General features: G+C 72.8%; 26 protein-coding genes and 2 pseudogenes. 13 read left to right on the forward strand and 15 right to left on the reverse strand.

Features of this window, described 5'->3' with window-relative positions:
- From ACFXG1_RS28675 to ACFXG1_RS28685, 3 genes and pseudogenes are all read left to right on the forward strand, one after another.
- Nucleotides 1-413, forward strand: a pseudogene (locus ACFXG1_RS28675) (DEAD/DEAH box helicase); the annotation flags it as partial.
- Between the two features lie 94 nt (nucleotides 414-507).
- Nucleotides 508-1,419, forward strand: a complete 912-nt coding sequence (locus ACFXG1_RS28680) for an alpha/beta fold hydrolase (protein WP_384745163.1) — start codon at nucleotides 508-510, stop codon at nucleotides 1,417-1,419.
- Between the two features lie 150 nt (nucleotides 1,420-1,569).
- Entirely contained in the window at nucleotides 1,570-1,722 is a 153-nt protein-coding gene (locus ACFXG1_RS28685; RefSeq protein ID WP_384717716.1) for a hypothetical protein, read from the forward strand.
- A gap of 73 nt (nucleotides 1,723-1,795) precedes the next feature.
- Here the strand turns inward: ACFXG1_RS28685 and ACFXG1_RS28690 are convergent, their stop codons facing one another.
- The 4 genes from ACFXG1_RS28690 to ACFXG1_RS28705 form a co-directional block, all read right to left on the reverse strand.
- A complete protein-coding gene (locus tag ACFXG1_RS28690; RefSeq protein WP_384717719.1) occupies nucleotides 1,796-2,401 on the reverse strand; it encodes a MarC family protein in 606 nt (201 codons plus the stop codon).
- Between the two features lie 120 nt (nucleotides 2,402-2,521).
- On the reverse strand, nucleotides 2,522-3,397 hold the full coding sequence (locus ACFXG1_RS28695) for a PHP domain-containing protein (RefSeq protein ID WP_384717722.1): 876 nt from the start codon (nucleotides 3,395-3,397) through the stop codon (nucleotides 2,522-2,524).
- Between the two features lie 166 nt (nucleotides 3,398-3,563).
- Nucleotides 3,564-4,202 (reverse strand): DUF6758 family protein, encoded by a 639-nt coding sequence (locus ACFXG1_RS28700; RefSeq protein WP_384717725.1) that lies wholly within the window; start codon nucleotides 4,200-4,202, stop codon nucleotides 3,564-3,566.
- 180 nt (nucleotides 4,203-4,382) lie between these two features.
- A complete protein-coding gene (locus tag ACFXG1_RS28705) occupies nucleotides 4,383-5,009 on the reverse strand; it encodes a suppressor of fused domain protein (protein WP_384717728.1) in 627 nt (208 codons plus the stop codon).
- 645 nt (nucleotides 5,010-5,654) lie between these two features.
- Between ACFXG1_RS28705 and ACFXG1_RS28710 the strand changes: the two genes are divergently transcribed.
- Nucleotides 5,655-6,785: a magnesium and cobalt transport protein CorA gene (locus ACFXG1_RS28710; protein WP_384717731.1), complete on the forward strand. Its 1,131-nt coding sequence runs from the start codon at nucleotides 5,655-5,657 to the stop codon at nucleotides 6,783-6,785.
- A gap of 83 nt (nucleotides 6,786-6,868) precedes the next feature.
- Entirely contained in the window at nucleotides 6,869-7,435 is a 567-nt protein-coding gene (locus tag ACFXG1_RS28715; RefSeq protein ID WP_384745166.1) for a hypothetical protein, read from the forward strand.
- Between the two features lie 63 nt (nucleotides 7,436-7,498).
- On the opposite strand, the gene ACFXG1_RS28720 is transcribed toward ACFXG1_RS28715, so the two are convergent.
- Nucleotides 7,499-8,323 carry a hypothetical protein gene (locus tag ACFXG1_RS28720; RefSeq protein ID WP_384745168.1) on the reverse strand — a complete coding sequence of 275 codons (825 nt, stop codon included), beginning with the start codon at nucleotides 8,321-8,323 and terminating at the stop codon, nucleotides 7,499-7,501.
- A gap of 188 nt (nucleotides 8,324-8,511) precedes the next feature.
- Here ACFXG1_RS28720 and ACFXG1_RS28725 point away from each other — a divergent pair, with 188 nt between their 5' ends.
- Genes ACFXG1_RS28725 through ACFXG1_RS28735 form a run of 3 tightly spaced genes read left to right on the forward strand, consistent with a single transcriptional unit; the run spans nucleotide 8,512 to nucleotide 11,717 of the window.
- On the forward strand, nucleotides 8,512-9,882 hold the full coding sequence (locus ACFXG1_RS28725) for a magnesium transporter MgtE N-terminal domain-containing protein (RefSeq protein ID WP_384745170.1): 1,371 nt from the start codon (nucleotides 8,512-8,514) through the stop codon (nucleotides 9,880-9,882).
- A complete protein-coding gene (locus tag ACFXG1_RS28730; RefSeq protein ID WP_384715097.1) occupies nucleotides 9,879-10,541 on the forward strand; it encodes a DUF1003 domain-containing protein in 663 nt (220 codons plus the stop codon). The genes ACFXG1_RS28725 and ACFXG1_RS28730 overlap by 4 nt, the downstream gene beginning before the upstream one ends.
- 42 nt (nucleotides 10,542-10,583) lie before the next feature.
- Nucleotides 10,584-11,717, forward strand: a complete 1,134-nt coding sequence (locus tag ACFXG1_RS28735; RefSeq protein ID WP_384745172.1) for an Mrp/NBP35 family ATP-binding protein — start codon at nucleotides 10,584-10,586, stop codon at nucleotides 11,715-11,717.
- A gap of 64 nt (nucleotides 11,718-11,781) precedes the next feature.
- Here ACFXG1_RS28735 and ACFXG1_RS28740 read toward each other — a convergent pair whose 3' ends face one another.
- From ACFXG1_RS28740 to sigE, 5 genes are all read right to left on the reverse strand, one after another.
- On the reverse strand, nucleotides 11,782-12,423 hold the full coding sequence (locus ACFXG1_RS28740) for a hypothetical protein (protein ID WP_384715094.1): 642 nt from the start codon (nucleotides 12,421-12,423) through the stop codon (nucleotides 11,782-11,784).
- 352 nt (nucleotides 12,424-12,775) lie between these two features.
- Nucleotides 12,776-13,231: a sec-independent translocase gene (locus ACFXG1_RS28745; RefSeq protein WP_384715091.1), complete on the reverse strand. Its 456-nt coding sequence runs from the start codon at nucleotides 13,229-13,231 to the stop codon at nucleotides 12,776-12,778.
- A gap of 239 nt (nucleotides 13,232-13,470) precedes the next feature.
- Nucleotides 13,471-15,189 carry a trypsin-like peptidase domain-containing protein gene (locus tag ACFXG1_RS28750; protein ID WP_384745175.1) on the reverse strand — a complete coding sequence of 573 codons (1,719 nt, stop codon included), beginning with the start codon at nucleotides 15,187-15,189 and terminating at the stop codon, nucleotides 13,471-13,473.
- Between the two features lie 113 nt (nucleotides 15,190-15,302).
- On the reverse strand, nucleotides 15,303-16,409 hold the full coding sequence (locus tag ACFXG1_RS28755) for an anti-sigma factor family protein (protein ID WP_384745177.1): 1,107 nt from the start codon (nucleotides 16,407-16,409) through the stop codon (nucleotides 15,303-15,305).
- Nucleotides 16,406-17,182 (reverse strand): RNA polymerase sigma factor SigE, encoded by a 777-nt coding sequence (sigE, locus tag ACFXG1_RS28760; RefSeq protein WP_384722481.1) that lies wholly within the window; start codon nucleotides 17,180-17,182, stop codon nucleotides 16,406-16,408. The genes ACFXG1_RS28755 and sigE overlap by 4 nt, the downstream gene beginning before the upstream one ends.
- A gap of 253 nt (nucleotides 17,183-17,435) precedes the next feature.
- Here sigE and ACFXG1_RS28765 point away from each other — a divergent pair, with 253 nt between their 5' ends.
- Entirely contained in the window at nucleotides 17,436-18,137 is a 702-nt protein-coding gene (locus ACFXG1_RS28765; RefSeq protein WP_384722487.1) for an O-methyltransferase, read from the forward strand.
- Between the two features lie 411 nt (nucleotides 18,138-18,548).
- Here the strand turns inward: ACFXG1_RS28765 and ACFXG1_RS28770 are convergent, their stop codons facing one another.
- A complete protein-coding gene (locus ACFXG1_RS28770; protein ID WP_003966491.1) occupies nucleotides 18,549-18,716 on the reverse strand; it encodes a DUF3117 domain-containing protein in 168 nt (55 codons plus the stop codon).
- Between the two features lie 405 nt (nucleotides 18,717-19,121).
- Here ACFXG1_RS28770 and ACFXG1_RS28775 point away from each other — a divergent pair, with 405 nt between their 5' ends.
- Nucleotides 19,122-19,922, forward strand: a complete 801-nt coding sequence (locus ACFXG1_RS28775; protein ID WP_384716923.1) for an enoyl-CoA hydratase/isomerase family protein — start codon at nucleotides 19,122-19,124, stop codon at nucleotides 19,920-19,922.
- Between the two features lie 68 nt (nucleotides 19,923-19,990).
- Here ACFXG1_RS28775 and ACFXG1_RS28780 read toward each other — a convergent pair whose 3' ends face one another.
- Entirely contained in the window at nucleotides 19,991-20,572 is a 582-nt protein-coding gene (locus tag ACFXG1_RS28780; RefSeq protein ID WP_384716920.1) for a DNA-3-methyladenine glycosylase I, read from the reverse strand.
- Nucleotides 20,573-20,820: 248 nt separating this feature from the next.
- A pseudogene (locus tag ACFXG1_RS28785) lies at nucleotides 20,821-21,123 on the reverse strand (DivIVA domain-containing protein); the annotation flags it as partial.
- Nucleotides 21,124-21,237: 114 nt separating this feature from the next.
- Between ACFXG1_RS28785 and folP the strand changes: the two are divergent.
- A complete protein-coding gene (folP, locus tag ACFXG1_RS28790; RefSeq protein WP_384716917.1) occupies nucleotides 21,238-22,098 on the forward strand; it encodes a dihydropteroate synthase in 861 nt (286 codons plus the stop codon).
- A gap of 111 nt (nucleotides 22,099-22,209) precedes the next feature.
- Here folP and ACFXG1_RS28795 read toward each other — a convergent pair whose 3' ends face one another.
- Nucleotides 22,210-22,959, reverse strand: a complete 750-nt coding sequence (locus ACFXG1_RS28795; protein ID WP_384716914.1) for a TIGR00730 family Rossman fold protein — start codon at nucleotides 22,957-22,959, stop codon at nucleotides 22,210-22,212.
- Nucleotides 22,960-23,132: 173 nt separating this feature from the next.
- Nucleotides 23,133-24,215, reverse strand: a complete 1,083-nt coding sequence (gene dapE, locus ACFXG1_RS28800) for a succinyl-diaminopimelate desuccinylase (protein WP_384716911.1) — start codon at nucleotides 24,213-24,215, stop codon at nucleotides 23,133-23,135.
- Nucleotides 24,216-24,387: 172 nt separating this feature from the next.
- Between dapE and ACFXG1_RS28805 the strand changes: the two genes are divergently transcribed.
- Together ACFXG1_RS28805 and ACFXG1_RS28810 are read left to right on the forward strand one after the other, a co-directional pair.
- Nucleotides 24,388-25,440: a hypothetical protein gene (locus tag ACFXG1_RS28805; protein WP_384745180.1), complete on the forward strand. Its 1,053-nt coding sequence runs from the start codon at nucleotides 24,388-24,390 to the stop codon at nucleotides 25,438-25,440.
- Nucleotides 25,441-25,716: 276 nt separating this feature from the next.
- A complete protein-coding gene (locus ACFXG1_RS28810) occupies nucleotides 25,717-26,217 on the forward strand; it encodes an ATP-binding protein (RefSeq protein ID WP_384724451.1) in 501 nt (166 codons plus the stop codon).
- Nucleotides 26,218-26,291: the final 74 nt, after the last annotated feature.

The following is a 26,291-nucleotide window of genomic DNA, read 5'->3' on the forward strand; positions in this document are numbered from 1 at the left end:
ACACCGTGCCCGATGTCGCGGTCGCCGAACCGGCCGAGAAGCCCAAGCGCACCCGCGCCGTCAAGAAGACGACCGCGAGCGCCACAGCCGAAACGGCCGAGCCGGTCGAGACGGCGGAGAAGCCGAAGCGGACCCGTACCGTCAAGAAGGCCGTCGCCACCGAAGCCCCCCAGGCCGAGGCCGACGCCCCCGCCAAGCCGGTACGCAAGCGGACGGTCAAGAAGACCACCACCGCCGACACCGTGCCCGATGTCGCGGTCGCCGAACCGGCCGAGAAGCCCAAGCGCACCCGCGCCGTCAAGAAGACGACCGCGAGCGCCACAGCCGAAACGACCGAACCGGCCGAGACAACGGAGAAGCCCAAGCGCGCCCCTCGGGCGCGCAAGGCCGCGGTCGCGCAGCCCGAGAGCTGACGGCCGCGCCGATTCAGGCGCGAACGACGGCCCGTCCCCACCCGGGGACGGGCCGTCCGTCTTTTCCCCGCCCCGACCCCGTAATCTCGAACGCATGAGCCGCCCCCCGACCTTCGAGACGCCCGGCTGCGCCCGCTCCCGGACCCTGACCACCGACCGGGGCGGCTTCGCCGTACTCGACGCCCGACCGGGCGCGTCGGCCGGCGCCCCGAAGGGGACGGCCGTCCTGGTGCCCGGTTTCACCGGCAGCAAGGAGGACTTCATCGCCCTCCTCAAGCCGCTGACGGACGCCGGATACCGGGCCGTCGCCATCGACGGGCGCGGGCAGTACGAGTCACCGGGTACCGAAGACCCGGCCGCGTACACACTGGACGAGCTGGGCCGGGACCTGCTGGCGCAGACCGCGGCGATCGCCGCGGAGGACGGCGGCGGGCCCGGTCCCGTCCATCTGCTGGGGCACTCACTCGGCGGGCTGATCTCCCGTGCGGCGGTCCTGGCCGACGCGTCGCCGTTCCGGACCCTGACTCTGATGGCGTCGGGACCCGCCCGGGTCGGCCCGGCGCAGCGCGAGCGCGTCCGGCTGCTGGGCGACGCGCTGGCGACCCTGAGCATGGCGGAGGTGTGGGAGGCCATGCAGGCGCTGGAGCCGCCCGCCGACACCGAGCTGGGCTCCGCCGACACCGAGCCCGGCGGGGCCGGGCACGACGCGCACGAGGAGCTGTTGCGGGAGCGCTGGCTGCGGACCCATCCGCGCCAGCTGATCGCCACGGGACACATCCTGACCTCGGAGCCGGACCGGGTCGACGAGCTGGCCGCCGTACGGCCGCTGCCGAAACACGTCCTGAGCGGGGAGCGCGACGAGACCTGGCCCGTACCGCTGATGGACGAGATGGCGGTACGTCTCGGGGCCCTGCGCACGATCATCGCGGGTGCCGAGCACTCCCCCAACACGGACCGCCCGGCGGAGACCGCCGCCGCGCTCACCGCCTTCTGGGACCCGCACTGACCAGGTGCCCCGCTGTTGCCACCTTCAGGTGATTCGTTAGGCAGGGAAAAGTTTTCTTTAGCGTACGGAATATTTGCCCGGCCATCGTCTGTTGAACCGAGGAGACACCACACAGTTCTCCAGCAGGAGGATCAGACGAAGGGAGAAGCCTTGCGCTTCGAGATCATGCGCCTGGACGACGTCGACGGCACCGCCGTGGACACCACCGTCGTGGACGCCGCCTCCGTCAACCGGATCGTTCAGCAGGCAGCGGCCACCGGCCAGCGCCTCTACATCCGCCCGGCCGACCCGGCTGTTTCATAACGCCGACGGCCCACACACATGACAGCGCCCCCGCGGATCTCCGCGGGGGCGCTGTCGCATACGCCATCGGGACTCAGGCGCCCTGGACGACCTGGGTGACACCGTTGATGATCTGCTGGACGGCGATGGCCGAGAGCATCATGCCCGCGAGGCGGGTCACCAGGACCACTCCGCCGTCCTTGATCAGCCGGATGATGCCCAGCGAGTAGCGCATCGCCAGCCAGAGGACGGCGTGCATCGCCACGATCGCCGACCAGACGGCGATCTGCTGCGAGGCGTCGTTCGCGTTCTGGACGGCGAGGATCACCGAGACGATGGCGCCGGGCCCGGCGAGCAGCGGCATCCCGAGGGGGACGAGTGCGACGTTCACGTCCTTGGTCTGCTTGGGCTCGTCCGTCTTGCCGGTGAGCAGATCGAGCGCGATCAGCAACAGCAGCAGACCACCCGCGATCATCAACGCGGGCACGGAGACATGCAGATAGTCGAGGATCTGCTGACCCACCAGGCCGAAGACGGTGATCACGCCGAAGGCCACGGCCACGGCCTGCCAGGCCATCCGGCGCTGCACCTTGGCGGGGCGCCCGGAGGTCAGGGCGAGAAAGATCGGGGTGACCCCGGGGGGATCCATGATGACGAAGAGAGTCAGGAACAGGGAGCCGAAAACGGCGGCATCGAACATGGTGGTGCCTTGCGGGGAGAAGAGCGGGGGGGAACGGGCGGAAGGCGATACGGCGGCGGCAGGCGGCCGGGCGCACGGGACCGCGGCCGGACGGCCGTCCGGCGGGTGTGCGCGCGGAACCTAGACGGAGGTACGTCCCCCCGCGCCCGGGACCGGGAACGCGCCGGTCGCCCGGCGGGTGATCTCGCCGAAGATCTCCGGGTCGGTGGTGAAGTGGCCGAGCGGGACGTCCTTGCGGCTGCCGTGGTAGTCGCTGGAGCCGGTGGTGAGCAGGTTCAGCTCGGCGGCGAGGCCCCGCAGCCGGACGCGGGCGGGCTCGTCGTGGTCGAGGTGGTCGACCTCGATGCCGTCGAGTCCGGCGTCGGCGAGTGCGGCGATCGTCTCGTCGGAGACCGTACGGCCCCGTTTGACGGCCGCGGGATGGGCGAGGACCGCGACCCCGCCGGCCGCCTTGACCAGGCGTACCGCCGTACGGGGGTCGAGCTCGTGCTTGTCGAGGTGGGCCCGGCCGCCGTCGGCGATCCACTCGGTGGTGAAGGCGTCCGAGACGGTCGCGACGACGCCGCTCTCGACCATGGCGGCGGCGATGTGCGGGCGGCCGACGGAGCCGTCACCGGCGATCCGGGCGACCTGGTCCCAGGTCACGGGCACACCCAGCTCCTGGAGCCGGGTCACGATGGCGCGGGCGCGCGGCACCCGGTCGTCGCGGAGCAGCTCCCGCTCACGCAGCAGCTCGGGCTCGTCGGGGTCGAAGAGGTAGGCCAGCAGATGCAGACCGATGCCGTCGACGGCGCACGATATCTCGGCGCCGGTGACAAGGGTGAGGGGACGGTCGAGGTCCGCGAGGGCGGCGACCGCGGCGGCGTGCCCGCGGGTGGTGTCGTGGTCGGTGAGCGCGACGACGTCCAGACCGGCGGCGGCCGCGTTGCGGACCAGCTCGGCAGGGGTGTCCGTACCGTCCGACGCCGTGGAGTGGGTGTGCAGATCGATACGCACGCATGACTCCGGGGCTCGGCGGACGGGACGTTTCAGTCTATCGGGGATCGGCGCCGCTCCGACGCGTCGTCGATCACACCCGTTCGGCCCCGCCCCCTCCGTACGACGCGGCCCCCGGGCCTGCGGTCGGCGGCCCGCGGCATTCGGCGTTCGGCGTTCGGCGGCTTCAGGACAGCAGCCGCTGCGACAGGGCGCCGCAGGGCACCAGCTCGACCTCCGCGCCCGCGTCCCGCAGATCCGTCAGGACGAGTTCGTCGTACATGAGCAGTCCGGAACGGCCGGGCCAGACGATGGCCCACAGCCACAGTCCCCGCGCCTCCCCGGCGAAGACGGCCCGGTCGTCGGGTGCGGCCAGCACGTGCCAGAGGGGCGTGGGGCGGCCCGCAGCCAGTATCTTCGCCTGCGGCGCGTGGTCGGTACGGATATGCGGGCCGGGGTCGGGGCCGTCGATCCCGGCGTACCGCGCGCCGAGCCCGACCCCCAACTCCTCCGCGATCAGCAGCAGTTCGCCTATGCCGCCGAGCGGCCCAGGGCCGGTGCAGGCGACGGCGGTGGCCCGGCCGCCGCTGCGGTCGTCACCCGCGTACGCGACACCGGTGAAGAGCCAGCCGACGGGCAGGGGCCAGGGCATCCACACCGGCACCCGGGCACGGTGCACCGCGACGCCGAGGGCTTCGACGCTCGGTGGGATCACCGGCTGGAGTGGGTGCACGGCGCCGTGCACATCGCACTGCCACGAGTCGGCAAAGAGACCGGGCGCCCTGACCCGGCCACCACACTTCGGGCAACTGGGTTCGCCCCTCATAGGTCTCAACGGTCCTACCCGGCCGTCGCCGCGTCAAGGACGATCACTCTTTCCGGCGTGTGCACTTGCGGGCGGTGGTACGGGGGTGTAACCGCGCCCGCGACCCGTCGCCGCGCGCCGGGTGCGCCGGGCGGGGCGGGGCCGGCGACCGGGCGGCGTGGGTGCGCAGGTCCGGGCGCGTCAGTCCAGCGGTACCGAGGAGCGCAGGGGATCACGCAGATCGGTGCCCCGGGCCAGCCAGCGTTCCTGGAGCTGCCCGGCGCCGTGGACCCGTTTCCACGCGGCCTCGTTGGGTGTCATCGGCAGCAGCGGCAGAAAGCGGACCGGGTCCATCGGCTCGTCCAGTTCCAGGTCCTCCACCAGGCCCCCTGCCTCACCGACCAGGACGGACGAGAAGGGCGCCCCCGGCCACAGCGGCCCCCCGAGGTCCAGGGACGCCCCAGGCGCCACGACCACGCCCTCGACCTGCGGAGACGCGGCGAGTACGGCGAGCGGGCGGAGGACCTTGTCGGTATCGGCGAACCCGGCCCGTACGGTGAGCAGCAGCTCGGCGCGCGGCCCCCTCAGCGGGTCGGCGAGCGTCGCCGTGGGATCGGTCATGGGCCGCGCCGACATCCCGAGCGTCGCGTACCGTACGAGCCCCTCCGGCCCGGCGCCGGTACCGCCGCCGGGCTCCGCGGCGTCCCGGCCGGTGAACCGCAGCACCTCGACGCGGTCCGTCCCCAGGAACGTCACCGCGGCCCTGGCGTCGGGCTCCCCGAGCCCCAGCAGCAAACGGGATTCGACCAGAGCGAGAACATCTGCCATGCCGCGAGCATAAAGCGCGTAGGGAACGGGCAAGGACAACAGTTGACCGTCGGTCGGCTGATAGTGTTGGCGGCTGGTCGGGACATCACTTGGCCGGCGCCTCCGACGCGCCGCCCGGCGTCCCGCCCGTGACACGCGCCCCCGTCGTACGGGGGTCCGCAGTCCCCTACGGGGGACCGGCCGGAGGAGGTGGGGTCCACGGTGGATCGAAGTCGACCGTGCAGTACCAGCCGCTCTTCCGTACGGCCCTGTTTCGGCGCCACGTTCGCGACCGCGCCCGTCAGGTGATCCCGCTCCTTCGTCGCCCGCGCGGCTGAAGGACCTTCGGCGGCCGTTCCGTACCCCCGGGTACTCCGGCTCACCGACGCACCGGCGGCGTCTTCGTACGGCGGAAGAGCACCGTTCACACCGGTCGAAACCCAGTTCTCGATATCGCTTCGGGATTCCTCGGGTTTCTCCGGATTCCTCCAGCTCTCACCAGCTTTGACCAGCACGACCCGCTTGTTGCGAAGTCTGTCTGTTGCGAACGCCGTCACCGCGCGTCGATCCGCGGTGCCGCCCGCTTTGCGGACGTAAGAGATCACGTCCCCATTCCGGGCTGCGCCTCCCCGCGTGCCGACGGCCTCTCCGTGAATGGAGTAAGCCATGTCGATGATCCGTGACCTGCGCGCCGCCGTCCGCCCCTCCCGGCGCAGGGGTACCGGCGACGCCTACGCCCCGCCCCGCCCCTCCGGGTACGACACCGCCCGTGACCCCTCCGCCTCCAGCGCCGTCGTGGACTGCGCCGTCTACCGCGACGGCCGCCGCCTGGCGAGCGACAGCTGTCTCACCCCGCGCGAGGCGATGCTGCGGGTCCGCGAGGGCGGCGGGTTCGCCTGGATCGGGCTGCACGAGCCCACGGAGGAGGAGTTCGCGGGCATCGCGGCGGAGTTCGGCCTCCACCCGCTCGCCGTGGAGGACGCGGTCCACGCCCATCAGCGGCCCAAGCTGGAGCGGTACGACGACACCCTCTTCACGGTCTTCAAGACCGTCCACTACGTGGAGGCGGCCGAGCCGTCGGAGCCGAGCGACGTCGAGACGGGCGAGGTGATGTGCTTCACCGGCCGGGACTTCGTGATCACGGTCCGGCACGGCGGGCAGGGGTCGCTGCGGGCCCTGCGGCACGGCCTCCAGAAGGACACCGAACTCCTGGCCAAAGGCCCCTCCGCGGTGCTGCACGCGCTGGCCGACCATGTCGTGGACGGCTATATCGCGGTCGCCGGGGCGATGCAGGACGATATCGACGAGGTGGAGATCGAGGTCTTCTCGACACCGTCGAAGGGCGGCCCCCGGGGCACCGACGCCAGCCGGATCTACCAGCTGAAGCGGGAGGTGCTGGAGTTCAAGCGGGCGGTGACACCGCTGCTGCGGCCGATGCAGCTGCTGAGCGAGCGGCCGATGCGGCTGATCGACCCCGATATCCAGAAGTACTTCCGAGACGTCGCCGACCACCTCGCCCGGGTCCAGGAGGAGGTCATCGGCTTCGACGAGCTGCTGAACTCGATCCTCCAGGCCAATCTGGCGCAGGCGACCGTCGCCCAGAACGAGGACATGCGCAAGATCACCTCCTGGGCCGCGATCATCGCCGTACCGACGGCGGTGTGCGGCGTCTACGGGATGAACTTCGCGTACATGCCCGAGCTGACGTGGAAGTACGGCTATCCGATGGTGCTGACCGGGATCGCGGTCATCTGTTTCACCATCCACCGCACCCTCAAGCGGAACGGCTGGCTCTGACGCCCCCGGAAAGGTCCGGCCGGGGCCGGGAACCGGCCGCCGGACGCTCCGTCCCGGCCGGGGGCCGCCGGTAGGCTGCGGGCATGACAGACCCGCAGCCCGCCGCAGCCCCCGGCCAGGACGCGACCCCCGCCCCGGACCCGGAGTTCGGCCCCGCCCTGATCGAGGAGGCCACCAAGAAGTCCGGCCTCGTCTGGGTCAGGGGGGAGACCCCCGGAGCGCCCGAGCGGGCCCTGTGGCACGTCTGGCACGAGGGCGCGGCCCATGTCGTGGGCGACGGCCCGGTGGAGCAGCCGCTGCCGGGTCTCGTCGCGGGCGGCGCCGCGGACATCACCGTACGCAGCAAGGACAAGGGCGGCCGGCTGCTGTCCTGGCGCGCCTCGGTGACGGAGCTCGTGCCCCGCTCCGAGGCGTGGGAGTCCGCGGTGGCCGAGCTGAGGGCCAAGCGGCTGAACGCGACCGACACGGAGGGGCTGCCGGAGCAGTGGGCCGCGGACTGCCGGGTACTGCGCCTCGAACCGGTGTCGGTGGCGGCGGCGCTCCCGGACGGATCCCTGGCCGTGCCGCCCGCCGTCAGCCCGGCGACGACGCGTCGGCCGATCCCCGCCGCGCTCCCCCGGCTCCTCTTCCGCCGCCGCGACCGCTCCTGACCGGCGCCCGGCCATCGGCCATCGGCCATCGATCGTCAGCCGTCGACCGTCAGCGGTCAGCCGTCAGTCGTCGGATTTCGAGCCGCGGTCCGACGTGCCCAGGTCCCGGCCGTAGTCGACGACCGCGGACTGCCGCGGGGGCGCGAGCGGGAAGTCGACGTCCCACTCCGCCAGCGTCAGGACGCCCGCGCCGCCCGCACGGGCGAACTGGACCGGGTAGGGCGCGCCTTCCAGGGATACGTCGAGTTCCCCGCCCGCGCCCTCGCCGGCGCTGACCTTGATCGTGCGGATGTCGCCGATCTTCGTACGGTCGCCCTTCTCCAGCTCCCCCTGCATCCCGAGGAAGCCCTCCAGCATGGCGTCCTTGTCGGTGAAGCCGCGGAACTGGTCGTACGCCGGGTCGTCCTTCGGGACCTTGACGTACTTGTCGTCGAGCTTGTCGGCCGCCTCGGCGCCCCACTTCGTCGGCTCGGCGCCGTCCTCCCCGCGGGTGGTCCAGAAGTCCGCGTCGGCCTTGAGGTAGAGATCGTCGCCGATCCTCAGCAGCTCGAACGTTTCTTCGCCGGCGGTCACCGAGCCGGTGCCACCGCCGTCCTTCAGCCGCATGTTCAGCTTGTAGGTGCCGCCCTTGCCGACGAGCGTCCCGGAGAGCCGGACGGCCTTCGCCGCGTCGGCCGCCGTCCTGGCCCGGTCGTCGATCTCGGTCGCGGTCAGCTTCCCCAGCCCGTTGGTGCCCTTGTCGGGGTCCTCCTTCTCGCCGCAGCCTGCGGTCCCGGCCACGAGCCCGGCGCACAGCGCGGCGGCGAGCGCCGCCCGACGAGTTCTGAGGGTCCGCGGGGCGGCCGGGCGGGGCCCGGAACGCCGGGAAACGGAGGGGAGGAGAGTCACCTGCGCACTGCCTCTCATCGGCTTCTGATGGGGTGGCAGTGCGCAGCGTACCGGTGCTGAGCGGCGGCTTCACCGGCAGCCGTACGGAAGCCATACGGACGCCGACCACCGGCGCCGACAATCGGTACGGGCTAGCCTGAAAGCCCTGAACGGCAGCGTTCACCAGCGGAACCGGACGAAAGAGCAGCATGGCCGGCAGCAGCCCCCGGGTCTTCGTCTCCCATCTCGCCGGGGTGCCCGTCTTCGACCCGAACGGCGACCGGGTCGGCCGGGTCCGCGATCTCGTCGCCATGCTCCGGGTCGGCCACCGGCCGCCCCGGCTGCTGGGCATGGTGGTGGAGGTGCTGACCCGCCGCCGGATCTTTCTGCCGATGACCCGGGTGACCGGGATCGAGTCCGGCCAGGTCATCACCACCGGCGTGCTCGACGTCCGCCGGTTCGAGCAGCGGCCCACCGAGCGGCTGGTCCTGGGCGAGCTGCTGGACCGCCGGGTGCGGCTGGTGCGCGCGGGCGACGCGGGCGACGACGGCGCGGGCGAAGGTGACGCGGGCGAGGAGGTCACGGTGCTGGATGTGTCAGTACGGCGGCTGCCCGCGCGCCGTGACTGGGAGATCGACCGGGTCTTCGTCCGCCGCGGCAAGGGCGGGGCGCTGCGCCGCAAGGGGGAGACGCTGACCGTGGCGTGGTCGGCGGTGACGGGCTTCTCGCTGGAGGAGGAGGCGCAGGGCGCGGAGAGCCTGGTCGCCACGTTCGAGCAGTTGCGCCCGGCGGATCTGGCGAATGTGATGCACCATCTGTCGCCCAAGCGCCGGGCCGAGGTCGCCGCGGCCCTCGACGACGACCGTCTCGCGGATGTGCTGGAGGAGCTGCCGGAGGACGACCAGGTGGAGATCCTCGGCAAGCTGCACCAGGAGCGGGCGGCCGATGTGCTGGAGGCGATGGACCCCGACGACGCGGCCGACCTCCTCTCCGAGCTGCCCGAGGAGGACCAGGAGCGGCTGCTGACCCTGATGCGGCCGGACGACGCCGCCGACGTACGGCGGCTGCTGTCGTACGAGGAGCGCACGGCGGGCGGGCTGATGACGACGGAGCCGATCGTGCTGCGGCCGGACGCGACGGTCGCGGACGCGCTGGCCCGGGTGCGGCAGGAGGATCTGCCCCCGGCGCTGGCGGCGCAGGTGTACGTCTGCCGGCCGCCGGACGAGACCCCGACCGGCAAGTACCTGGGTACGGCGCATTTCCAGCGGCTGCTGCGGGATCCGCCGTACACCCTGGTCGCCTCGGTGGTGGACAGTGATCTGCCGCCGCTGGCGCCGGACACCCCGCTGCCCGCGGTGACCAGCTATCTCGCCGCGTACAACATGGTGGCGGCGCCGGTCGTCGACGAGAGCGGGTCGCTGCTGGGGGTGGTGACCGTGGACGACGTACTCGACCATCTGCTGCCGGAGGACTGGCGCGAGACCGAGTTCGAGGAGTCGGCGTTCCACGAGGACGCGGCGGTACGGGGGGACGGGCCGGAACCCCGGTCCGGCGGGGCGGGCGGGGCTGAGGGGCGGTGAGCGGCGACTACGGGCCCCTCCCCGACCGGGGCGAGGCCAAGGACCGGACGGCGGCGGTACGTCCCCGGGCCCGGCTCGACATGCCGCAGGTGCCGAAGCTGACGATCCTTCCCGAGTACGACCCGGAGGCGTTCGGGCGGCTGTCGGAGCGGATCGCCCGGTTCCTGGGCACGGGCCGGTTCATCGTCTGGATGACCGCGGTCATCATCCTCTGGGTGCTGTGGAACATCTGGGCCCCGCGGGAGCTGCGGTTCGACCAGTACCCGTTCATCTTCCTGACCCTGATGCTGTCGCTCCAGGCGTCGTACGCGGCCCCGCTGATCCTGCTGGCGCAGAACCGGCAGGACGAACGCGACCGGGTCACCCACGAGCAGGACCGGGAGCAGAACGAGCGGTCGATCGCGGACACCGAGTATCTGACCCGGGAGATCGCGGCGCTGCGGATGAACCTGGGGGAGGTCGCCACCCGGGACTGGATCCGTTCCGAGCTCCAGGACCTGCTGCGGGACCTGGCCGCGGCGGACGGGGCGGGGCCTGGGGCGCCCGGGGTTCCGGGGCCGTACGGGGCGCGGGGCGGTCCTGAGGGGCCGTCTCCGTACCGGGCTCCCGGTGTATTCCCGGACCGGCCCGCTTCGGAGGGTGACGAAGGCGACCGCTGACGGGCTTTCCCCAGCCGTCGGCCCGCGCCGTACCATCTCCGTATGGCTACGGAAGACGCGGTGCTCGCGGCACTGGCGACGGTGAACGACCCCGAGATCAACCGACCGATCACCGACCTGGGCATGGTGAAGTCGGTGGAGATCGGGGCGGACGGCGCGGTCGCCGTCACGGTCTATCTGACCGTCTCCGGCTGCCCGATGCGCGAGACGATCACCAGGAACGTCACGGACGCGGTCGCCCGGGTCGACGGCGTCACCCGGGTCGATGTGACGCTCGACGTGATGAGCGACGAGCAGCGGCGCGAGCTGGCGACGTCCCTGCGGGGCGGGACCACCGAGCGCGAGGTCCCCTTCGCCCAGCCGGGGTCCCTGACCAGGGTCTACGCGGTCGCCTCCGGCAAGGGCGGGGTCGGCAAGTCGTCCGTGACCGTGAACCTGGCGGCGGCGATGGCGGCGGACGGGCTGAAGGTCGGGGTCGTGGACGCCGATATCTACGGCCACTCGGTCCCCAGGATGCTGGGGGCCGACGGGCGCCCCACCCAGGTCGAGAACATGATCATGCCGCCGTCGGCGCACGGGGTGAAGGTGATCTCCATCGGCATGTTCACCCCGGGCAACGAGCCCGTGGTGTGGCGCGGGCCGATGCTGCACCGGGCGCTCCAGCAGTTCCTCGCCGATGTGTACTGGGGCGATCTGGACGTTCTGCTGCTGGATCTGCCGCCGGGGACCGGCGATATCGCCATCTCGGTGGCGCAGCTGGTGCCGAACGCGGAGATCCTGGTGGTCACCACTCCGCAGCAGGCGGCGGCCGAGGTCGCGGAGCGGGCCGGGTCCATCGCCGTACAGACCCATCAGAAGATCGTCGGCGTGGTCGAGAACATGTCGGGCCTGCCGTGTCCGCACTGCGACGAGATGGTGGACGTCTTCGGCAGCGGCGGCGGCCAGCGGGTCGCCGAGGGCCTGACGCGGACGACGGGCGCGAACGTGCCGGTCCTGGGCTCCATCCCGATCGACGTGCGGCTCCGGGAGGGCGGCGACGAGGGCACGCCGGTCGTGCTCAGCGACCCGGAGTCCCCGGCGGGCTCGGCGCTGCGGGCCATCGCGGGCAAGCTGGGCGGCCGTCAGCGCGGCCTGGCGGGGCTGAGCCTCGGGATCACGCCCCGCAACAAGTTCTGACCCGCGGGGCCCGGGTGTCCGGGCCCCTGGACAGGTCCCGTTCCGGGTCCCGGAACGGGTCCCGTCAGACGTACGGCGTCAGATCGTGGACGACCGCGAAGCCGAGGCCGTAGGCGCTCAGGCCGCGCCCGTAGGCGCCCAGGTGCGCCCCGCCGCGGGTGGAGCCCGCCAGGACCCAGCCGAAGTCGGTCTCCCGGTAGTGGAACGGGGTGGGCTCGCCGTCGACCGGCAGCGACAGCTCGGACCAGACCGGTGCTTCGAGCCGGTCGGCGAGTTCGAACGCGGTCTCGGTCTGCTGGTCGAGCCAGTCGTCGCGCAGGGAGTGGTCCATCTGCGGCGGCCAGGTGTGGGCGAGCAGCCCCGACCCGGCGAGCCAGGCCGCCGATGAGACCGAGGTCGCGTCGAGGACGCCGGTTCCGTCACCACTGCGGCGTACGGGGCTGGCGGCGACCGTCACGACCACCGCGAACCGCTCCTTGGGCTCAGGGTCGGCGCCCCCGGCCGCGGCCGTCGCCGCCCGTATCGACGGGGTGTCGCCGTGGCCCAGCGCCCCGTGCTGGACGACGCCGTCGGCGGCGGCACCGACCCGCATCAGCCGGCGCGCCCCGGTGAACGCCTCGTCCAGGCCGTACCAGTCGAAGGACGCGCGGACGTAGTCGTCGAGCACCGGTCCCACCGGCTGTTGCTCCCGGCTCGTCGTCTCCATCGGTCCGGCCGCCTCTCCGTATCCCAGGTCCGGAGCGGACCCGCCCCCCTCGGGCGTCCTCGCGTCCTGACAGTTGGAGAGAATAGCCACCCCGCCGTTGAGTGCCGGGATTGACCACCGAGGCCGACCCCCCACGGCCCCGGGTGGCCCAACGCCATCGGGCCCCGGATTCCCTGATCCCCGCGCACGGAAGCGGTACACCGGAGGTTTTAGGGGCGCGAGGAACTGCGCGAGCAACCCATCACGGCGGAGAGCCGTACACGGGCGGCACGCGGCAGGGCGGAACACGGCCCCGGGGACGCGGGCCACACGAGGCGGGCCCGCCCCGGGATGCCCGGGACCCTGCGGGAGGCTACGTGGCGTCGGCGTCGTACGGCGCGCGGTCGTCGCGCTTCTTCAGGAGGTCCGGCGTGCTCGCGGGCTCCCGCTTCTTCAGCAGGTCCGGTACGTCCGAGGGGACCGAAGCGGCGGGCTCGGGCTCGGTGCCGTTCACCGTGTCCGCGATGTCGTTCATGTCCTTGCGGAAGTCGAAGGACTCGCCCAGCTCCTTCAGATCCCGCAGATCGTCGTTCCCGTCGAGCTGCTTGCGCAGAAACGTCTTCGGATTCAGGTCCTCGAACTCGAAGTCCTTGAAATCCGGGCCCAGTTCATCGCGGATGTCCTGCTTGGCGCTGTCGGAGAACTGGCGGATCTTCCGGATCGTACGGGAAACGTCCTGGATGACCTTGGGGAGCTTGTCGGGGCCGAAGATGAGCACGGCGAGCACCACGAGAGCCACCAGCTCCAGTACGCCTATGTCATTGAACACCCAGTTGCTCCTCGTGTTCTCCGTGGCCCGTGGGTCCGCGGATGGGGACGGGATCCGATCCACCGTACCCGGCGGACGTTCCGCGCGTCACGTGTCGGTAAGGGGTGATCCCGGTCGAACCGCCGCCGTTCACGACCCGGCAAGTCACCGGCCAGTCACCGGTCAGCCAGGCGTCAGCCGGGGGCCGGTCAGGAGTCGGCCGCCGGCCGATCGCGGGCCAGTCGCCGGTCAGCCAGGCGTCAGTCGCCCTGGGACGAGCCGAGCCGCAGCTTCTTCTTCCGCTCCTGGCCGTCGCGGACCACGGTCAGTTCCAGTTCGTCGCCGGGCCGGTGGGCGCGGATCTTGACGATCAGCTCCTCCCCGCCGTAGACCTTCCGCCCGTCGACCTCGGTGATCACATCGCCCGGCCGGATGCCCGCCTTCGCCGCGGGGCCGTCCGGGACGACCGTGGGGCTGCCGTCCTTGTTCTTCTCACTGACCCGGGCGCCCGCGCCGGTGTAGCGCATATCGAGATTGACGCCGATCACCGGGTGGGTGGCCTTACCGGTGTTGATCAGCTCTTCGGCGACGCGTTTGCCCTGGTTGACGGGGATCGCGAAGCCGAGGCCGATGGAGCCGGACCGGCCCGCCTCGGGGCCGCTGCCGCCGTCGGCGGCGCGGATGGCGCTGTTGATGCCGATCACCCGGGCCTCGTTGTCCATCAGCGGCCCGCCGGAGTTGCCGGGGTTGATCGGGGCGTCGGTCTGGAGGGCGTCGACATAGCTGATGTCGGTCCCGTCGCCCTTCTCACCGCCCGCGGTGATCGGCCGCTCCTTGGCGCTGATGATGCCGGAGGTGACGGTGTTCTGGAGGTCGAAGGGCGCGCCGATGGCGACGACGGGATCGCCGACGCGGACGTTGTCCGAGTTCCCCAGGGGCAGAGGGGTCAGCCCCGACACCCCGCTCACCTTGACGACCGCCAGGTCGTAGCCGCTGTCCTTGCCGACCAGGGTGGCCCGCGCGGTCTCCCCGCCGCTGAACGTGACGGAGATCTCGCCGGAGCTTCCGGCCGGGTCGACGACATGGTTGTTGGTGAGGATGTGGCCCTGCTTGTCGAGGACGAAGCCGGTACCGGTGCCCTGCTCTCCGCCGCCGGCGACATGGAGGGTGACCACGCCCGGGAGGGCGCGGGCGGCGATCCCGGCGACGCTGTCGGGGGCGCGGTCGCGGCTCTCCTCGGGCGCCTGGCCCAGTTCGATCCGGTCGCTGCCGAAGCCGCCGGTGCGCTCGACGTACGAGCCGATACCGCCGCCGACGACACCGGAGACCAGGGCCAGCAGGACCGCCCCGGCCACGACGGGGCCGCGGGCGCCTCGACGGCGGGCGGGCGGCCCGTCCTGATACGTCAGCGGCCCGGCCGGGGGCCCGCCGCCGGGAGTGCCCCAGGGGTCGTACTGGAGCCACTGGGACGCCGGGTACGGCCCGCCGGGTACGGGGGCGTCGGCGGGCCGCGAAGGCGGCGTGGGCGGCGTCTGGAACCCGGCGCCGTCGGTCGGGTAGGCGCCACCGGCCCGGGGGTCGGCCGGCGGGGGCCCCGCGGGGGCCGCTCCCGGCGGGTACGACGGCGGGACCGCGGTGCCGTGCGCGGGGGTCGGTACGGGCCGCTGGACGGGCGGCGCGGGGGCCCACGGCCCGGGGCCGCCGTACGGCGGGGTGCTGTACGCGTCGGGCGCGTGCAGGGGGGCGGGCTGTACGGGCGCGCTCTCCGTCCCCGGTGCCGGGGACGGGCCGGGTACGGAGGCGGGTGCGGGAGGGACAGGGGCCGGGGGTACGGCCGGGGGCCCGGAAGCCGGCCCGGGCACCGTGCCGTCGCCCGGTACCGTCCCGGTCCCGTTCTCCGTACCGGTGTCGGCCCGGCGCCGGGAACCGGCCCGTCTCCACCAAGCCGCCCTCGGTCCGGTGGGCTTCCCGTCGTCCATGCTCTCCCCGTTCTCGCCCGCGAACTGCCGGCTGGGCGGCGCCCGCGCGGGCACCCTGCCCGGAGATTCAACCAGGTTTGCGAATCAGCGGCAGGAGCGCACCGGCTCCGCGATCACCGGGCGTTGGCCACCGGGTGGGCGGGCAGGGACGCGACCCCCGAAGGGGGCGCCGGGGCCGGGGCCGAGTGCGGCATCGGCGGCAGGAAGCCATGGGGGGCGCCCAGGTGGAAGCCGAATCCCATGGGACGTATCACCGGAGGTGCCTTGAAGGCGGGGAAGGCCGGATAGGCGGCGTTCAACGCGGTGGGCGTGGGGCGGGAGGCCAGATTGAGCGGTACCTCCGGTTCGGCGGCGGTCCGGCCGACGACCCGCTCGTCGGAGCGGGTGGGGCCGAAGCCGCTGTTCCGGCGGCGCTCGTACTCGGCGGCCCGGGTCGTCGCCGCGGAGGTGCTGATACCGCTGCCGGTGCCCTGACTCGCGCCACCGACCCCGCCCGCGGCGACCGCGGTGCCGGTACCGGTGGTGGCGGCGGTGCGGACGGGCGTACCACTGCCGCCCGCGCCGCCGGAGCGCGAACCGGCCTGGGAGGAGCTGTCCGCGGGCATGGACCCGCCGAGGGCGATCGCGGCGAAGGAGACGGCGCTGGCGGCCGCGAACGCGAACCGGCGGCCGCGCCACACCGAGCGGTCGCCGTCCGGACGGCCGCCCTGGTGGGCCCCGGCACCGAAGCCGCCGAAGGCGCCGGATCCGCCGGGGAGGTAGCCCACGGGCGCCGGCCGACGTCCGGGGGACCGGCCCGCGGTCGGCAGCGGCGTACCGAAGAGGGTGTCCTGGCCGCGGCCGCCCCCGAAGGGACCTCCGCGGTCGTCGTCCCGGCCGGGACCGCCGGGACCGTCGGATCCGGGCAGCCCGGGACCCGCCGGCAGCCCCTGGAGCCGGGCGAGCAGCCCGGCCGAGGGCGGTGGCGGCGCGGTCCTGGCGAAGACGTCCTTCAGCATCCGCTGGGCGTCCGCCTCGGCCTTGCAGCGGGGGCAGGTCGCGAGATGGGCCAGCACCCGGTCACGGGCGTCATGGGTCAGCTCGCCGTCCACGAGAGCGGCGAGCCGGTCCCCGAGATGGTGCTCGGCCGGGGAGTGCGCGGGCCGGGAGGAGTGCCCGGCCCAGGGGCCTCTCGGCTGCGAGGGCCGGGAGAAGTGGGAGGTGGGGCCTGATCCGCTCACGCCGTGCCGCCCTCCCCCACGAGCCCGACGGCGCCCGCGAGGGCGCGCTGCTGCCCGGCACGGGCCTCGGGCGAGCGGTGCTTCAGGGCCTTGCGCAGATGGGAGCGGCCGCGGTGGATCCGGCTGCGGACCGTACCGAGCTTCACGCCCAGGGTCGCGGCGATCTCCTCGTACGACAGGCCCTCGATGTCGCAGAGCACCACGGCGGCCCGGAACTCGGGCGCCAGGGTGTCCAGCGCCTGCTGGACGTCCGCGTCGAAGTGGGTGTCGTTGAAGACCTGCTGGGGGGAGGGCTCACGGCTGGCGAGCCGCTCCGCCGCGTCGTCCCCGAGGGAGTCGAAGCGGATCCGCTGCTTCCGGCGGACCATGTCGAGGAAGAGATTGGTGGTGATGCGGTGGAGCCAGCCCTCGAAGGTCCCCGGCGTATAGGTGGAGAGGGAGCGGAAGACCCGGACGAACACTTCCTGGGTCAGGTCTTCGGCGTCGTGCTGATTGCCGGTGAGACGGTAGGCGAGGCGGTAGACGCGACCACTGTGCGTGCTGACGATCTCCTCCCACGAGGGCGGCGTCCACGCCTGCGATTCCGCATCCGATGCGAAGGTCGCGGTGGCGGCTGCGGTGGTGGTGGCGGTGGAACGGTCAGCGGTGTCGGTCACAGATTTCGGCTCACCCGGTGACCTGGCGAGGAAACGACGCAGCGCTCCCCGACGATCCGCAGGTGCAGCCGCACCTCCCCTATCGGCTCTGGTGGTGTCCAGCGGAGCCCCTACCATAGCCACCTCGCCCGTTAGCTCCGGATAAGAATCTTTACGCGAATTTGGGTACCGCACCCGCCGAAGGCTCGCTTCCATCCGGTCCCCCTACTCCCGCCCGGCCGGGAGTCCTTAGTACGGCAACGGTCTTCTCGGTGCTTCCGGCCCCTGCCGGCTCTTCCCGTTCTTCCCGCTCTTCCAGGAGCCCCCGGCTTCCGGATTCCGGCGTTTCCCCGGGAATCCGCGGACTCCCCCGTTCAACGAACGGTCCCATCTGCGGGTTCCCGGCTCCAGCGGATACAGTCAACGTCGCGTTCAACTACGGGGACAGGAGAGGCCCATTACCGCCAACCGGCAGACGAGCTGGGCGTTCGCCGATGCCTTTGTCGCCGAGGATGAACCGCTGCGCTGGGCCCGCGACCGGGCCCGGGAGTCGGGCGTCCCCTCGGTGTCACCGGGCACCGGTGCCGCGCTGCGCCTGCTGGCCGCCACCGCGGACGCGAAAGCCGTGGCGGAGATCGGTACGGGGGCCGGTGTCTCGGGGATCTACCTCCTGCTCGGTATGCGGCCCGACGGCGTCCTGACGACCGTGGACCCGGAGCCGGAGCGGCAGCAGTTCGCCAAACAGGCTTTCCGGGAGGCGGGATTCACCGGAAACCGCGCCCGCTTCATACCCGGGCGCGCCCTCGATGTCCTGCCGCGTCTCGCGGACGGCGGGTACGACCTGGTGTTCTGCGACGGCGACCGGCTGGAGTACCTCGACTACCTCGCCGAATCGCTGCGACTGCTGAGGCCGGGGGGGCTGGTGTGCTTCGAGGGCGTCTTCGCCCGGGGCCGTACGGTCGACTCCGCGGCCCAGCCCGCCGAAGTGCTGCGCCTGCGCGAGTTGCTGCGCGCGGTCCGCGAGAGCCCGGATCTCCTGCCGTCGCTGCTGCCGGTCGGAGACGGTCTGCTGTGCGCGGCCCGGCGGGCCTGAGCCGTACCGGCCGCGTACCCCCACCCGGATGCCGCGTACCCGACCCGGATTCGGACCCGGGCCACGGGCTCGGGCACGGGCATGGGCATGGGCACGGGTAGGGGCGCAGACACCGGCACGGGCATGGTCACGGTCACGGGTATCGGCACCGGAAGGCATACGGAACGCGGTAGCCGGTAACCGTCCCGGGCTTCGCACGGCCGTCTTTTCCCGGAACGGGATCGATCCCGTTCCGGGAACGCATTCCGCGCCGGCTCCGGGAAGACGTAACGGCGATCGGCTAAACGGGAAACGCGGAAAGCCGATTCCCGGGCCGGCCGGTCGGCCACCGGAACCGGCCCCGGACACACCACCGCCCCGGCGCCGTAGCGCGCCGGGGCGGTGGTCAGGGTCGGTGAACGGTCGGACGCCTCAGCCGACGACCTTCTTCAGGGCGTCGCCGAGCGCGTCGGCCTCGTCCGGTGTCAGCTCGACGACAAGCCGACCGCCGCCTTCGAGCGGAACGCGCATGACGATGCCCCGCCCCTCCTTGGTCACCTCGAGCGGGCCGTCGCCCGTCCGCGGCTTCATGGCCGCCATGCTCGTTCCCCTTCCTGAAACCAGCTCATCGTCTACCGACCGGCACCCAGGCGGGAGCCCATCACGGCATCGAACACATTGCTTCCAGGTCATTATCCCGCATGGCGGGACCCGATGACCAACATCAGTCGGCATCGCTTGGGCAACACACATTCTCAAAACCACCCAATTCGGCGATCCGCGCCATGGAGATCTCCGGTAGTTCCCCGGGCGCCGCACCGCCGTCCGCGGATCCCGGGGAAGACGGTCCGGCGGCCGGCGCGGATTTTCTTTGAGACAGGTCACAGCCCACGGCCCTGTTCCCGGCGATCTCCGCCATGCTGAGCTGACCCGGTCGCGGCACCGTCCGCGACACCGAGCGACACCACCACCGACGAGCCGAGATGCCGCAAAGGGGACCCCGCCATGGCCGACTCCGTGCTGTACGACGTGACCGACGGACTCGCGACGATCACGCTCAACCGGCCCGATGCCATGAACGCGCTGGACATCGAACTCAAGGTCGCCCTCCGGGAGGCCGTCCGCACGGCCGCCGACGACGGGGACGTACGGGCGGTACTGCTCACCGGCAACGGCCGCGCCTTCTGCGTAGGGCAGGACCTCAAGGAGCACACGGCGCTGCTGGCCCGGGACGCCGAGACCGGCGACCGGAGCACCATGACCACCGTGCGTGAGCACTACAACCCCGTCGTCGCCGCCCTGGCCGGCATGCCGAAGCCGGTGGTGGCCGGGGTGAACGGGGTCGCGGCGGGCGCCGGACTCGGCTTCGCGCTGGCCGCGGACTTCCGGGTGGTCTCCGATGCCGCGTCGTTCACCACGGCCTTTGCCGCGGTCGGGCTGACCGCGGACTCCGGGGTGTCCTGGACCCTGCCCCGGGTCGTCGGCCCCGGCCGCGCCGCCGACCTGCTGTTCTTCCCCCGCACGGTCAGCGCGTCGGAGGCGTACGAACTGGGGATCGCCAATCGGCTGGTCGCCCCCGAGGCTCTCCTGAACGAGGCCCGTTCGGTGGCCCGCGCCCTGGCCGACGGTCCGACCCTGGCCTATGCGGCGATCAAGGAGTCCCTGGCCCACGCCGCTTCGCACTCCCTGGTGGAGACGCTCGCCAAGGAGGACGAGCTGCAGACCCGGGCGGGCGGGTCGGACGACCACCGCGACGCGGTCGCCGCGTTCGTCGCCAAGCAGAAGCCGGTCTTCCGCGGCCGGTGACCGGACCACGGGCGGGACAGGGCGGACCGGGCGGTGCAAGGGCGGTGGGCGGCCGGAACGGACCGCCCTCAGCCCCGGGCCACACAGCCCGCCAGATGGTCGTCCACCAGCCCGCACGCCTGCATCAGGGCGTAGGCGGTGGTCGGCCCGACGAATCGGATGCCCGCCTTCTTGAGCGCCTTCGCCAGCGCCGTGGACTCGTCGGTCACCGCGGGGACGTCCGCGACCGTCTCGGGGGCCGGGCGCCCCGCCGGATCGGGGGCGTGGGACCAGATCAGCCGGTCCAGATCGCCGGGTGCCCAGCCCGCCAGGGTCCGGGCATTGGCGAGGGTGGCGTCGACCTTGGCCCGGTTGCGGATGATCCCCTCGTCGGCGAGGAGCCGCTCCCGGTCGGCGTCGGTGAAGGCGGCGACCTCGGCGATACGAAACCCGGAGAAGGCGCGCCGGAAGCCCTCCCGGCGGCGCAGGATCGTGAGCCACGAGAGGCCGGACTGGAACGCCTCCAGACAGAGCCGCTCGAACAGCTCGTCGTCCCCGTGGACCGCGCGGCCCCATTCCTCGTCGTGATAGGCCACGTAGTCGTCGGTGGAGAGTCCCCAGGGGCAGCGGAGGCGTCCGTCGGGCCCGGCCAGCGGACCGCCGGCCGTCATCGGCCCCGCTCCTTCGCACCCGTGAGGTCGTCGGCCGTGACGTCGTCGGGCCCGGGGGTGTCTCCGACGGGCTCAGCGGGTTCGGTGGACTCGGCGGGGTCGGCGGGCTCAGGGCGCTCGGCACGCTCGACAGGCTTGACGGGTTCGGTGACGACGCCCGCGCCGTCGTCCGCCGCGATCTTCACCAGGGACACCGCGTCGACCGGTGTGCCGTTGGCCCGGCCGGTCACCACCGGCGACTCTCCACCGCCGGTCGCCCGCGCCTGGGCCAGCGCCGACTCCAGTCCGGCGATCCGCGCGTCCCGCTCGGCCAGCTCGGCCCCGAGCCGGGCGAGCGCGTCGTCCACGTCCGCCATCCGATAGCCGCGGAGGCCGACCGGCAGCCGGAGCGCCTCCACATCCGCCCGCCCCACCGGCCTGGTCAGCGGCAGCGGGTCCACCAGCCGCTCCGGCGCCGCCTCGGGCAGTGCGGCGCTGTCCCCGCCGCCGAGCACGGCGAGCGTGACCGCTCCGACGACCACGACCATCGCGATCAGCAAGAACAAGAACACGTGCGTCCCTTCCCGGCCCCTTGGGCAATGCGTGCAATGCGTCAGGTGCTGATCGTGCCACGCCGGTGTGACGGTTAGGGTCACAGCTGGACGACGCGAGGAGGAAAACCGCTGATGCTGCGGCTGGGAGAGCGCGAGTTCGACGCGCGGGAGCCGGTGATCATGGCGATCGTGAACCGTACGCCGGACTCCTTCTACGACCAAGGCGCCACGTTCCGCGACGAACCGGCGCTCGCCCGGGTCGAGCAGGCCGTCGCGGAAGGCGCGGCGATCATCGACATCGGCGGGGTGAAGGCCGGTCCCGGCGACGAGGTCACCGCCGACGAGGAGATCCGCCGGACGGTCGGCTTCGTCGCCGAGGTACGGCGGCGCTTCCCGTCGGTGGTGATCAGCGTCGACACCTGGCGCCACGACGTCGGCGCCGCGGTGTGCGAGGCGGGCGCCGATCTGCTGAACGACGCCTGGGGCGGGGTGGACCCGAAACTGGCCGAGGTCGCCGCCCGGTACGGCGCGGGCCTCGTCTGTACGCACGCGGGCGGCGTCGAGCCCCGGACCCGGCCGCACCGGACCGCGTACGACGATGTGATGGCGGACATCCTGCGGGTGACCGTGGGGCTCGCCGAGCGCGCGGTGGCCCTGGGGGTCCGGCGCGACGGCATCATGATCGACCCGGGTCACGACTTCGGGAAGAACACCCGCCATTCCCTGGAGGCCACCCGCAGGCTCGGGGAGATGGCCGACACCGGCTGGCCCGTGCTGGTGTCCCTGTCCAACAAGGACTTCGTCGGCGAGACCCTCGACCGCCCGGTCAAGGAGCGGCTGATCGGCACCCTGGCGACGACCGCCGTCTCGGCCTGGCTGGGCGCGCGGGTGTACCGGGTCCACGAGGTGGCGGAGACCCGGCAGGTGCTGGAGATGGTGGCGGCGATCGCCGGACACCGGGAGCCCCGGGTGGCGCGGCGCGGCCTGGCGTGACCCGGCGGACACGGGGGTACGGGCGGGGCCGCCCCGCCCGCGCCCGTACCCGTACCCGTACCCGGGTGAGTGTCCGTACCCGCGTCCGTACCGGTGTCCGGGCCGCCGTCGTCAGCGGGCGGTCTCCTTGGTGACCAGGGCCACGGCCTCGTCCACGTCGTCCGTGACGTGGAAGAGCAGCAGATCGCGTTCGGACGCCTTGCCCTGGGCGACGATGGTGTCCCGCAGCCAGTCGACGAGCCCGCTCCAGTAGGCGCTGCCGAAGAGCACGATCGGGAAGCGGGTCACCTTGCCGGTCTGGACCAGGGTGAGCGCCTCGAACAGCTCGTCGAGGGTCCCCAGGCCGCCGGGGAGCACCACGAACCCGGAGGCGTACTTCACGAACATCGTCTTGCGGACGAAGAAGTAGCGGAAGTTCACCCCGATGTCGACATGCGGGTTGAGCCCCTGCTCGAACGGCAGCTCGATACCGAGGCCGACGGAGACGCCCCCGGCCTCGCGCGCGCCGCGGTTGGCCGCCTCCATCGCGCCCGGGCCGCCGCCGGTGATCACCGCGAAGCCCGCGGCGACCAGCGCCTCGCCGATCCGGATCCCCGCCTCGTACTCGGGGGTGTCCCGCGGGGTCCGCGCGGAGCCGAAGACGCTGATCGCGTTCGGCAGTTCGGCGAGCGCGCCGAAGCCCTCGACGAACTCGGACTGGATCCGCATGACCCGCCAGGGGTCGGTGTGCACCCATTCCGAGTCGCCCTCGGTGTCCAGCAGCCGCTGGTCGGTGGTGCCGGGCTGGACCTGGTCTCTGCGGCGCAGCACCGGACCCTGCCGCTGCTCCTCCCAGCCGCGGTCACCTTCCGAGTTGCCCATGGACGTGCTCCCTCCGCCGGACGTCCGCGCCGCGGACGTCGTCGTTGGTCGTTGCTCGATCAAGCGTAGGTCGTCGGGCGACGGTTCACCGGTGTCGTCGCCCGACCTTCATCAGGTGGTCGGCCGATGGTTCGTCACAGGACGTCGGCCGCCCTCAGGACATCACCCGGAGTTCAGCCGGACGTCAGCCATTCGCGCAGCCGCTCCTCGCAGTGGGTGATCCGGTCCACGGCCACGCGTTCGTCGCGCTTGTGGGCGAGGAGCGGGTCCCCCGGGCCGTAGTTGACCGCGGGTACGCCGAGCGCGCTGAACCGGGCGACGTCGGTCCAGCCGAACTTGGGCCGGGCGGTCCCGCCGACGGCCTTCATGAACGCGGCCGCCGCGGGGTGGTCGAGTCCGGGCCGGGCGGCGCCGCTGTGGTCGTCCACGGTGAAGTCGGTGACGCCGCAGTCGGCGAAGACCTCCCGGACATGGTCCAGGGCCTGGTCACCGGTGAGGTCGGGGGCGTAGCGGTAGTTCACGACGACCGTGCACTCGTCGGGGACGACATTGCCCGCGACGCCGCCCTCGATCCGGACCGCGTTCAGTCCTTCGCGGTATTCGAGGCCGTCGACGACCGGCCGGCGCGGCTCGTAGGCCGCCAGCCGGGCGAGGATCGGCGCGGCGGCGTGGATCGCGTTGGACCCCATCCAGCTCCGGGCGGAGTGGGCGCGCTCCCCGGTGGTGCGGAGGTGGACGCGCAGGGTGCCCTGGCAGCCGCCCTCGACCTCGCCGTCGGAGGGTTCGAGGAGTACGGCGAAGTCGCCCGCCAGCCAGTCGGGGTGGGCGTCGGCGACCAGGCCGAGGCCGTTGAGGTCCGCGGCGACCTCTTCGTTGTCGTAGAAGACGAAGGTCAGGTCGCGGTTGGGCTCGGGGACGGTCGCGGCGATCCGCAGCTGTACGGCGACGCCCGCCTTCATATCGCTGGTGCCGCAGCCCCACAGGACGCCGTCGGAGTCGAGGCGGGACGGCACGTTGTCGGCGATGGGGACGGTATCGATATGTCCGGCGAGTACGACCCGCTCGGCCCGGCCGAGCCCGGTCCTGGCGACGACGTTGTTGCCGTACCGGTCGACGGTGAGGTGCGGCAGGGTGCGCAGCGCCTGCTCGACCGCGTCGGCGAGGGGTTTCTCCGCACCGCTCACGGAGGGGAAATCGACGAGGGCGGCGGTGAGGGCGGGGCCGTCGAGCCGGAGATCGAGCATGGTGGGGCGCATGTTCCCGACCCTACCGGCGGTCGGTGCGGGAACGGCGCCCGTCCCTCGGTGGCGCGATCCGGCGCACGCCGGTAGCTCTCGACAGGGGCGTGCGTGCCGGGCATCGGCCCGGCCCCACGGGCCCTCCGCCGAGCCGGGGCCGGATCGCCGTACTCCCTAGTACGGTGTGCCTGTGTCCGAAACCGCCTCCTCCGTCCCGTCCCGGCGTCGTCGGCTCACGCGGCTCGCCGCCGGATGCGCCGTGCTCGCCGCGTCGATCGGCTATGTCGTGGCCCAGCAGTCCACCGGGTCGGGCGCCCCGGGCTGCACGGTCCGCGCGGCCTCGGGCGGCGGACCGGTGTACGAGCTGAGCAATGAGCAGGCGGCGAACGCGGCGACCATCTCCGCGGTGGGCACCACCCGCGGTCTGCCGTCGCGCGCGGTCACGATCGCGCTGGCCACGGCGCTTCAGGAGTCGGCGCTGCGGAATATCCGGCACGGCGACCGGGACTCGCTCGGACTGTTCCAGCAGCGGCCGTCGAAGGGCTGGGGGACCGCCGAGCAGATCATGGACCCGGTGTACTCGGCCGGGAAGTTCTACGACGGCCTCGTCGAGGTCCCCGGCTATTCACGGCTGCCGCTGACGGTCGCCGCGCAGAAGGTGCAGCGGAGCGGTTTCCCGCAGGCGTACGCGAAGCACGAGCCGAACGCGGCGCTGCTGTCGGCGGCATTGACGGGCCGGGCGGGCGCGGCCCTGCGGTGTGTTCCGGGCGGTGACGGGGAGGCCGGTGATCCGGCCCGCGTACGGTCCGAGCTGGTACGGGCGTTCGGCCCCTCGGTACTGCCGAAGGGCGCGGCGGGCGCCGGTACGGAATCGGCGCGGGGCGGCGGCGAGGACGGGGCCGCGGTCGTGACCGTGCCGGTACGGGCGTCCGGCGCGGGCGGCCGTACGGAAGGCGGTCCCGCCCGGACGGCGGCGTCCGGCACCGGCACCGGCACCGGCACCACCGACACCACCGGCACCGCCGACGGCGACCGGCGGCGGGCCGACGAGCGGAGCGACGACCGCGGCTGGGAGGTGGCGCACTGGGCCGTGGCCCGCGCCGAGCGGCTGCGGATCGCGGAGGTCTCGTACGACGGCCGGCTCTGGCGGGCCGGGGAGTCCGGCGGCGGCTGGCGCGAGGGCGAGGTCAAGGAGCCCGGCCGGACGGCGGGCGGCGAGGTCCGGATCCGGCTCGCACACTGAGGCGACCGTTCACCCTCCGGAGGAACGTACGGCCATCACTCCCATGGCCGCGCCCCCCTGCGTACCACCACCCCCTCCACTCCCCCGAATCCCTTGGGCCCTTTGGGCAGTGACGGTTCGGCGGGCGATCGGGCCGGGTGGCATTTGCCCGCTTTCCCGCAGGGCTGATTATGCGATGCATTACGAACTCTTTACTCCGGCAGACCGCAACTTCCCCCGCCCTCGGAGCTGTTGTCACGGCGGAACACCCCTTGCCCCCTCGTCTCAAGGAGCATCATGTCCCTCCCCCTGACCCGCCGGATCGCCCGCGCCGCCCTGCTCATCGCGGCCGGCGCAGCCCCCGTGGTCGGTGCGGCCGGGTCCGCGAGCGCCGTCGATCTCGGCCAGGCCGCCCCGGTCGCGGGGCTGACCGCCCTCGACGCCGACGGCGTGAGCACCACCGTCGACGGTGCCGCGCGGCAGACGACCGAGCTGGCGGGCGGCGCCGGTGGCGACGCCGTCCGGCAGACCGTCCCCGCCGCGGGCAAGGCGCTCGGCGGCGCGAGCCGGGCCGCCGCGCCCGCCGCCGAGGAGACCGCGGGCGAGGCCGCGGGCAACGCGGGCGGACTGCTCGGCAAGACCGCCGACGGTGCCGCCAAGTCGCTGGGCGACAGCGGTCTGACCGCGGGCTCCCTGGAGGGCGGCCTGCCCACCGAGGCCCTGCCGATGGAGGGCCTGACCTCGGGCGGTCTGCCCGTCGAGACGCTGCCGACCGGCGGTGTGCCGCTGATGGGCTGAGGCCCGGCGACGGTGGATCGGCCCGGCACGCGACGGGCCGTGACACGGGCGAAGGGGCAAGGGGGTGGCGAGCG

This window comes from Streptomyces sp. NPDC059248, assembly GCF_042753905.1.
Classification (GTDB): Bacteria; Actinomycetota; Actinomycetes; order Streptomycetales; family Streptomycetaceae; genus Streptomyces.

Coding starts and splice junctions, on each gene's coding strand:
- ACFXG1_RS28770 (WP_003966491.1), bottom strand. CDS start 18,716: ATGGCGGCCATGAAGCCGCGGACGGGCGACGGCCCGCTCGAGGTGACC.
- ACFXG1_RS28700 (WP_384717725.1), bottom strand. CDS start 4,202: ATGAGGGGCGAACCCAGTTGCCCGAAGTGTGGTGGCCGGGTCAGGGCG.
- ACFXG1_RS28775 (WP_384716923.1), top strand. CDS start 19,122: ATGGCCGACTCCGTGCTGTACGACGTGACCGACGGACTCGCGACGATC.
- ACFXG1_RS28710 (WP_384717731.1), top strand. CDS start 5,655: ATGTCGATGATCCGTGACCTGCGCGCCGCCGTCCGCCCCTCCCGGCGC.
- ACFXG1_RS28725 (WP_384745170.1), top strand. CDS start 8,512: ATGGCCGGCAGCAGCCCCCGGGTCTTCGTCTCCCATCTCGCCGGGGTG.
- ACFXG1_RS28740 (WP_384715094.1), bottom strand. CDS start 12,423: ATGGAGACGACGAGCCGGGAGCAACAGCCGGTGGGACCGGTGCTCGAC.
- ACFXG1_RS28690 (WP_384717719.1), bottom strand. CDS start 2,401: ATGTTCGATGCCGCCGTTTTCGGCTCCCTGTTCCTGACTCTCTTCGTC.
- ACFXG1_RS28715 (WP_384745166.1), top strand. CDS start 6,869: ATGACAGACCCGCAGCCCGCCGCAGCCCCCGGCCAGGACGCGACCCCC.
- ACFXG1_RS28780 (WP_384716920.1), bottom strand. CDS start 20,572: ATGACGGCCGGCGGTCCGCTGGCCGGGCCCGACGGACGCCTCCGCTGC.
- dapE (WP_384716911.1), bottom strand. CDS start 24,215: ATGCGCCCCACCATGCTCGATCTCCGGCTCGACGGCCCCGCCCTCACC.
- folP (WP_384716917.1), top strand. CDS start 21,238: ATGCTGCGGCTGGGAGAGCGCGAGTTCGACGCGCGGGAGCCGGTGATC.
- ACFXG1_RS28795 (WP_384716914.1), bottom strand. CDS start 22,959: ATGGGCAACTCGGAAGGTGACCGCGGCTGGGAGGAGCAGCGGCAGGGT.
- ACFXG1_RS28735 (WP_384745172.1), top strand. CDS start 10,584: ATGGCTACGGAAGACGCGGTGCTCGCGGCACTGGCGACGGTGAACGAC.
- sigE (WP_384722481.1), bottom strand. CDS start 17,182: ATGGTAGGGGCTCCGCTGGACACCACCAGAGCCGATAGGGGAGGTGCG.
- ACFXG1_RS28680 (WP_384745163.1), top strand. CDS start 508: ATGAGCCGCCCCCCGACCTTCGAGACGCCCGGCTGCGCCCGCTCCCGG.
- ACFXG1_RS28705 (WP_384717728.1), bottom strand. CDS start 5,009: ATGGCAGATGTTCTCGCTCTGGTCGAATCCCGTTTGCTGCTGGGGCTC.
- ACFXG1_RS28810 (WP_384724451.1), top strand. CDS start 25,717: ATGTCCCTCCCCCTGACCCGCCGGATCGCCCGCGCCGCCCTGCTCATC.
- ACFXG1_RS28750 (WP_384745175.1), bottom strand. CDS start 15,189: ATGGACGACGGGAAGCCCACCGGACCGAGGGCGGCTTGGTGGAGACGG.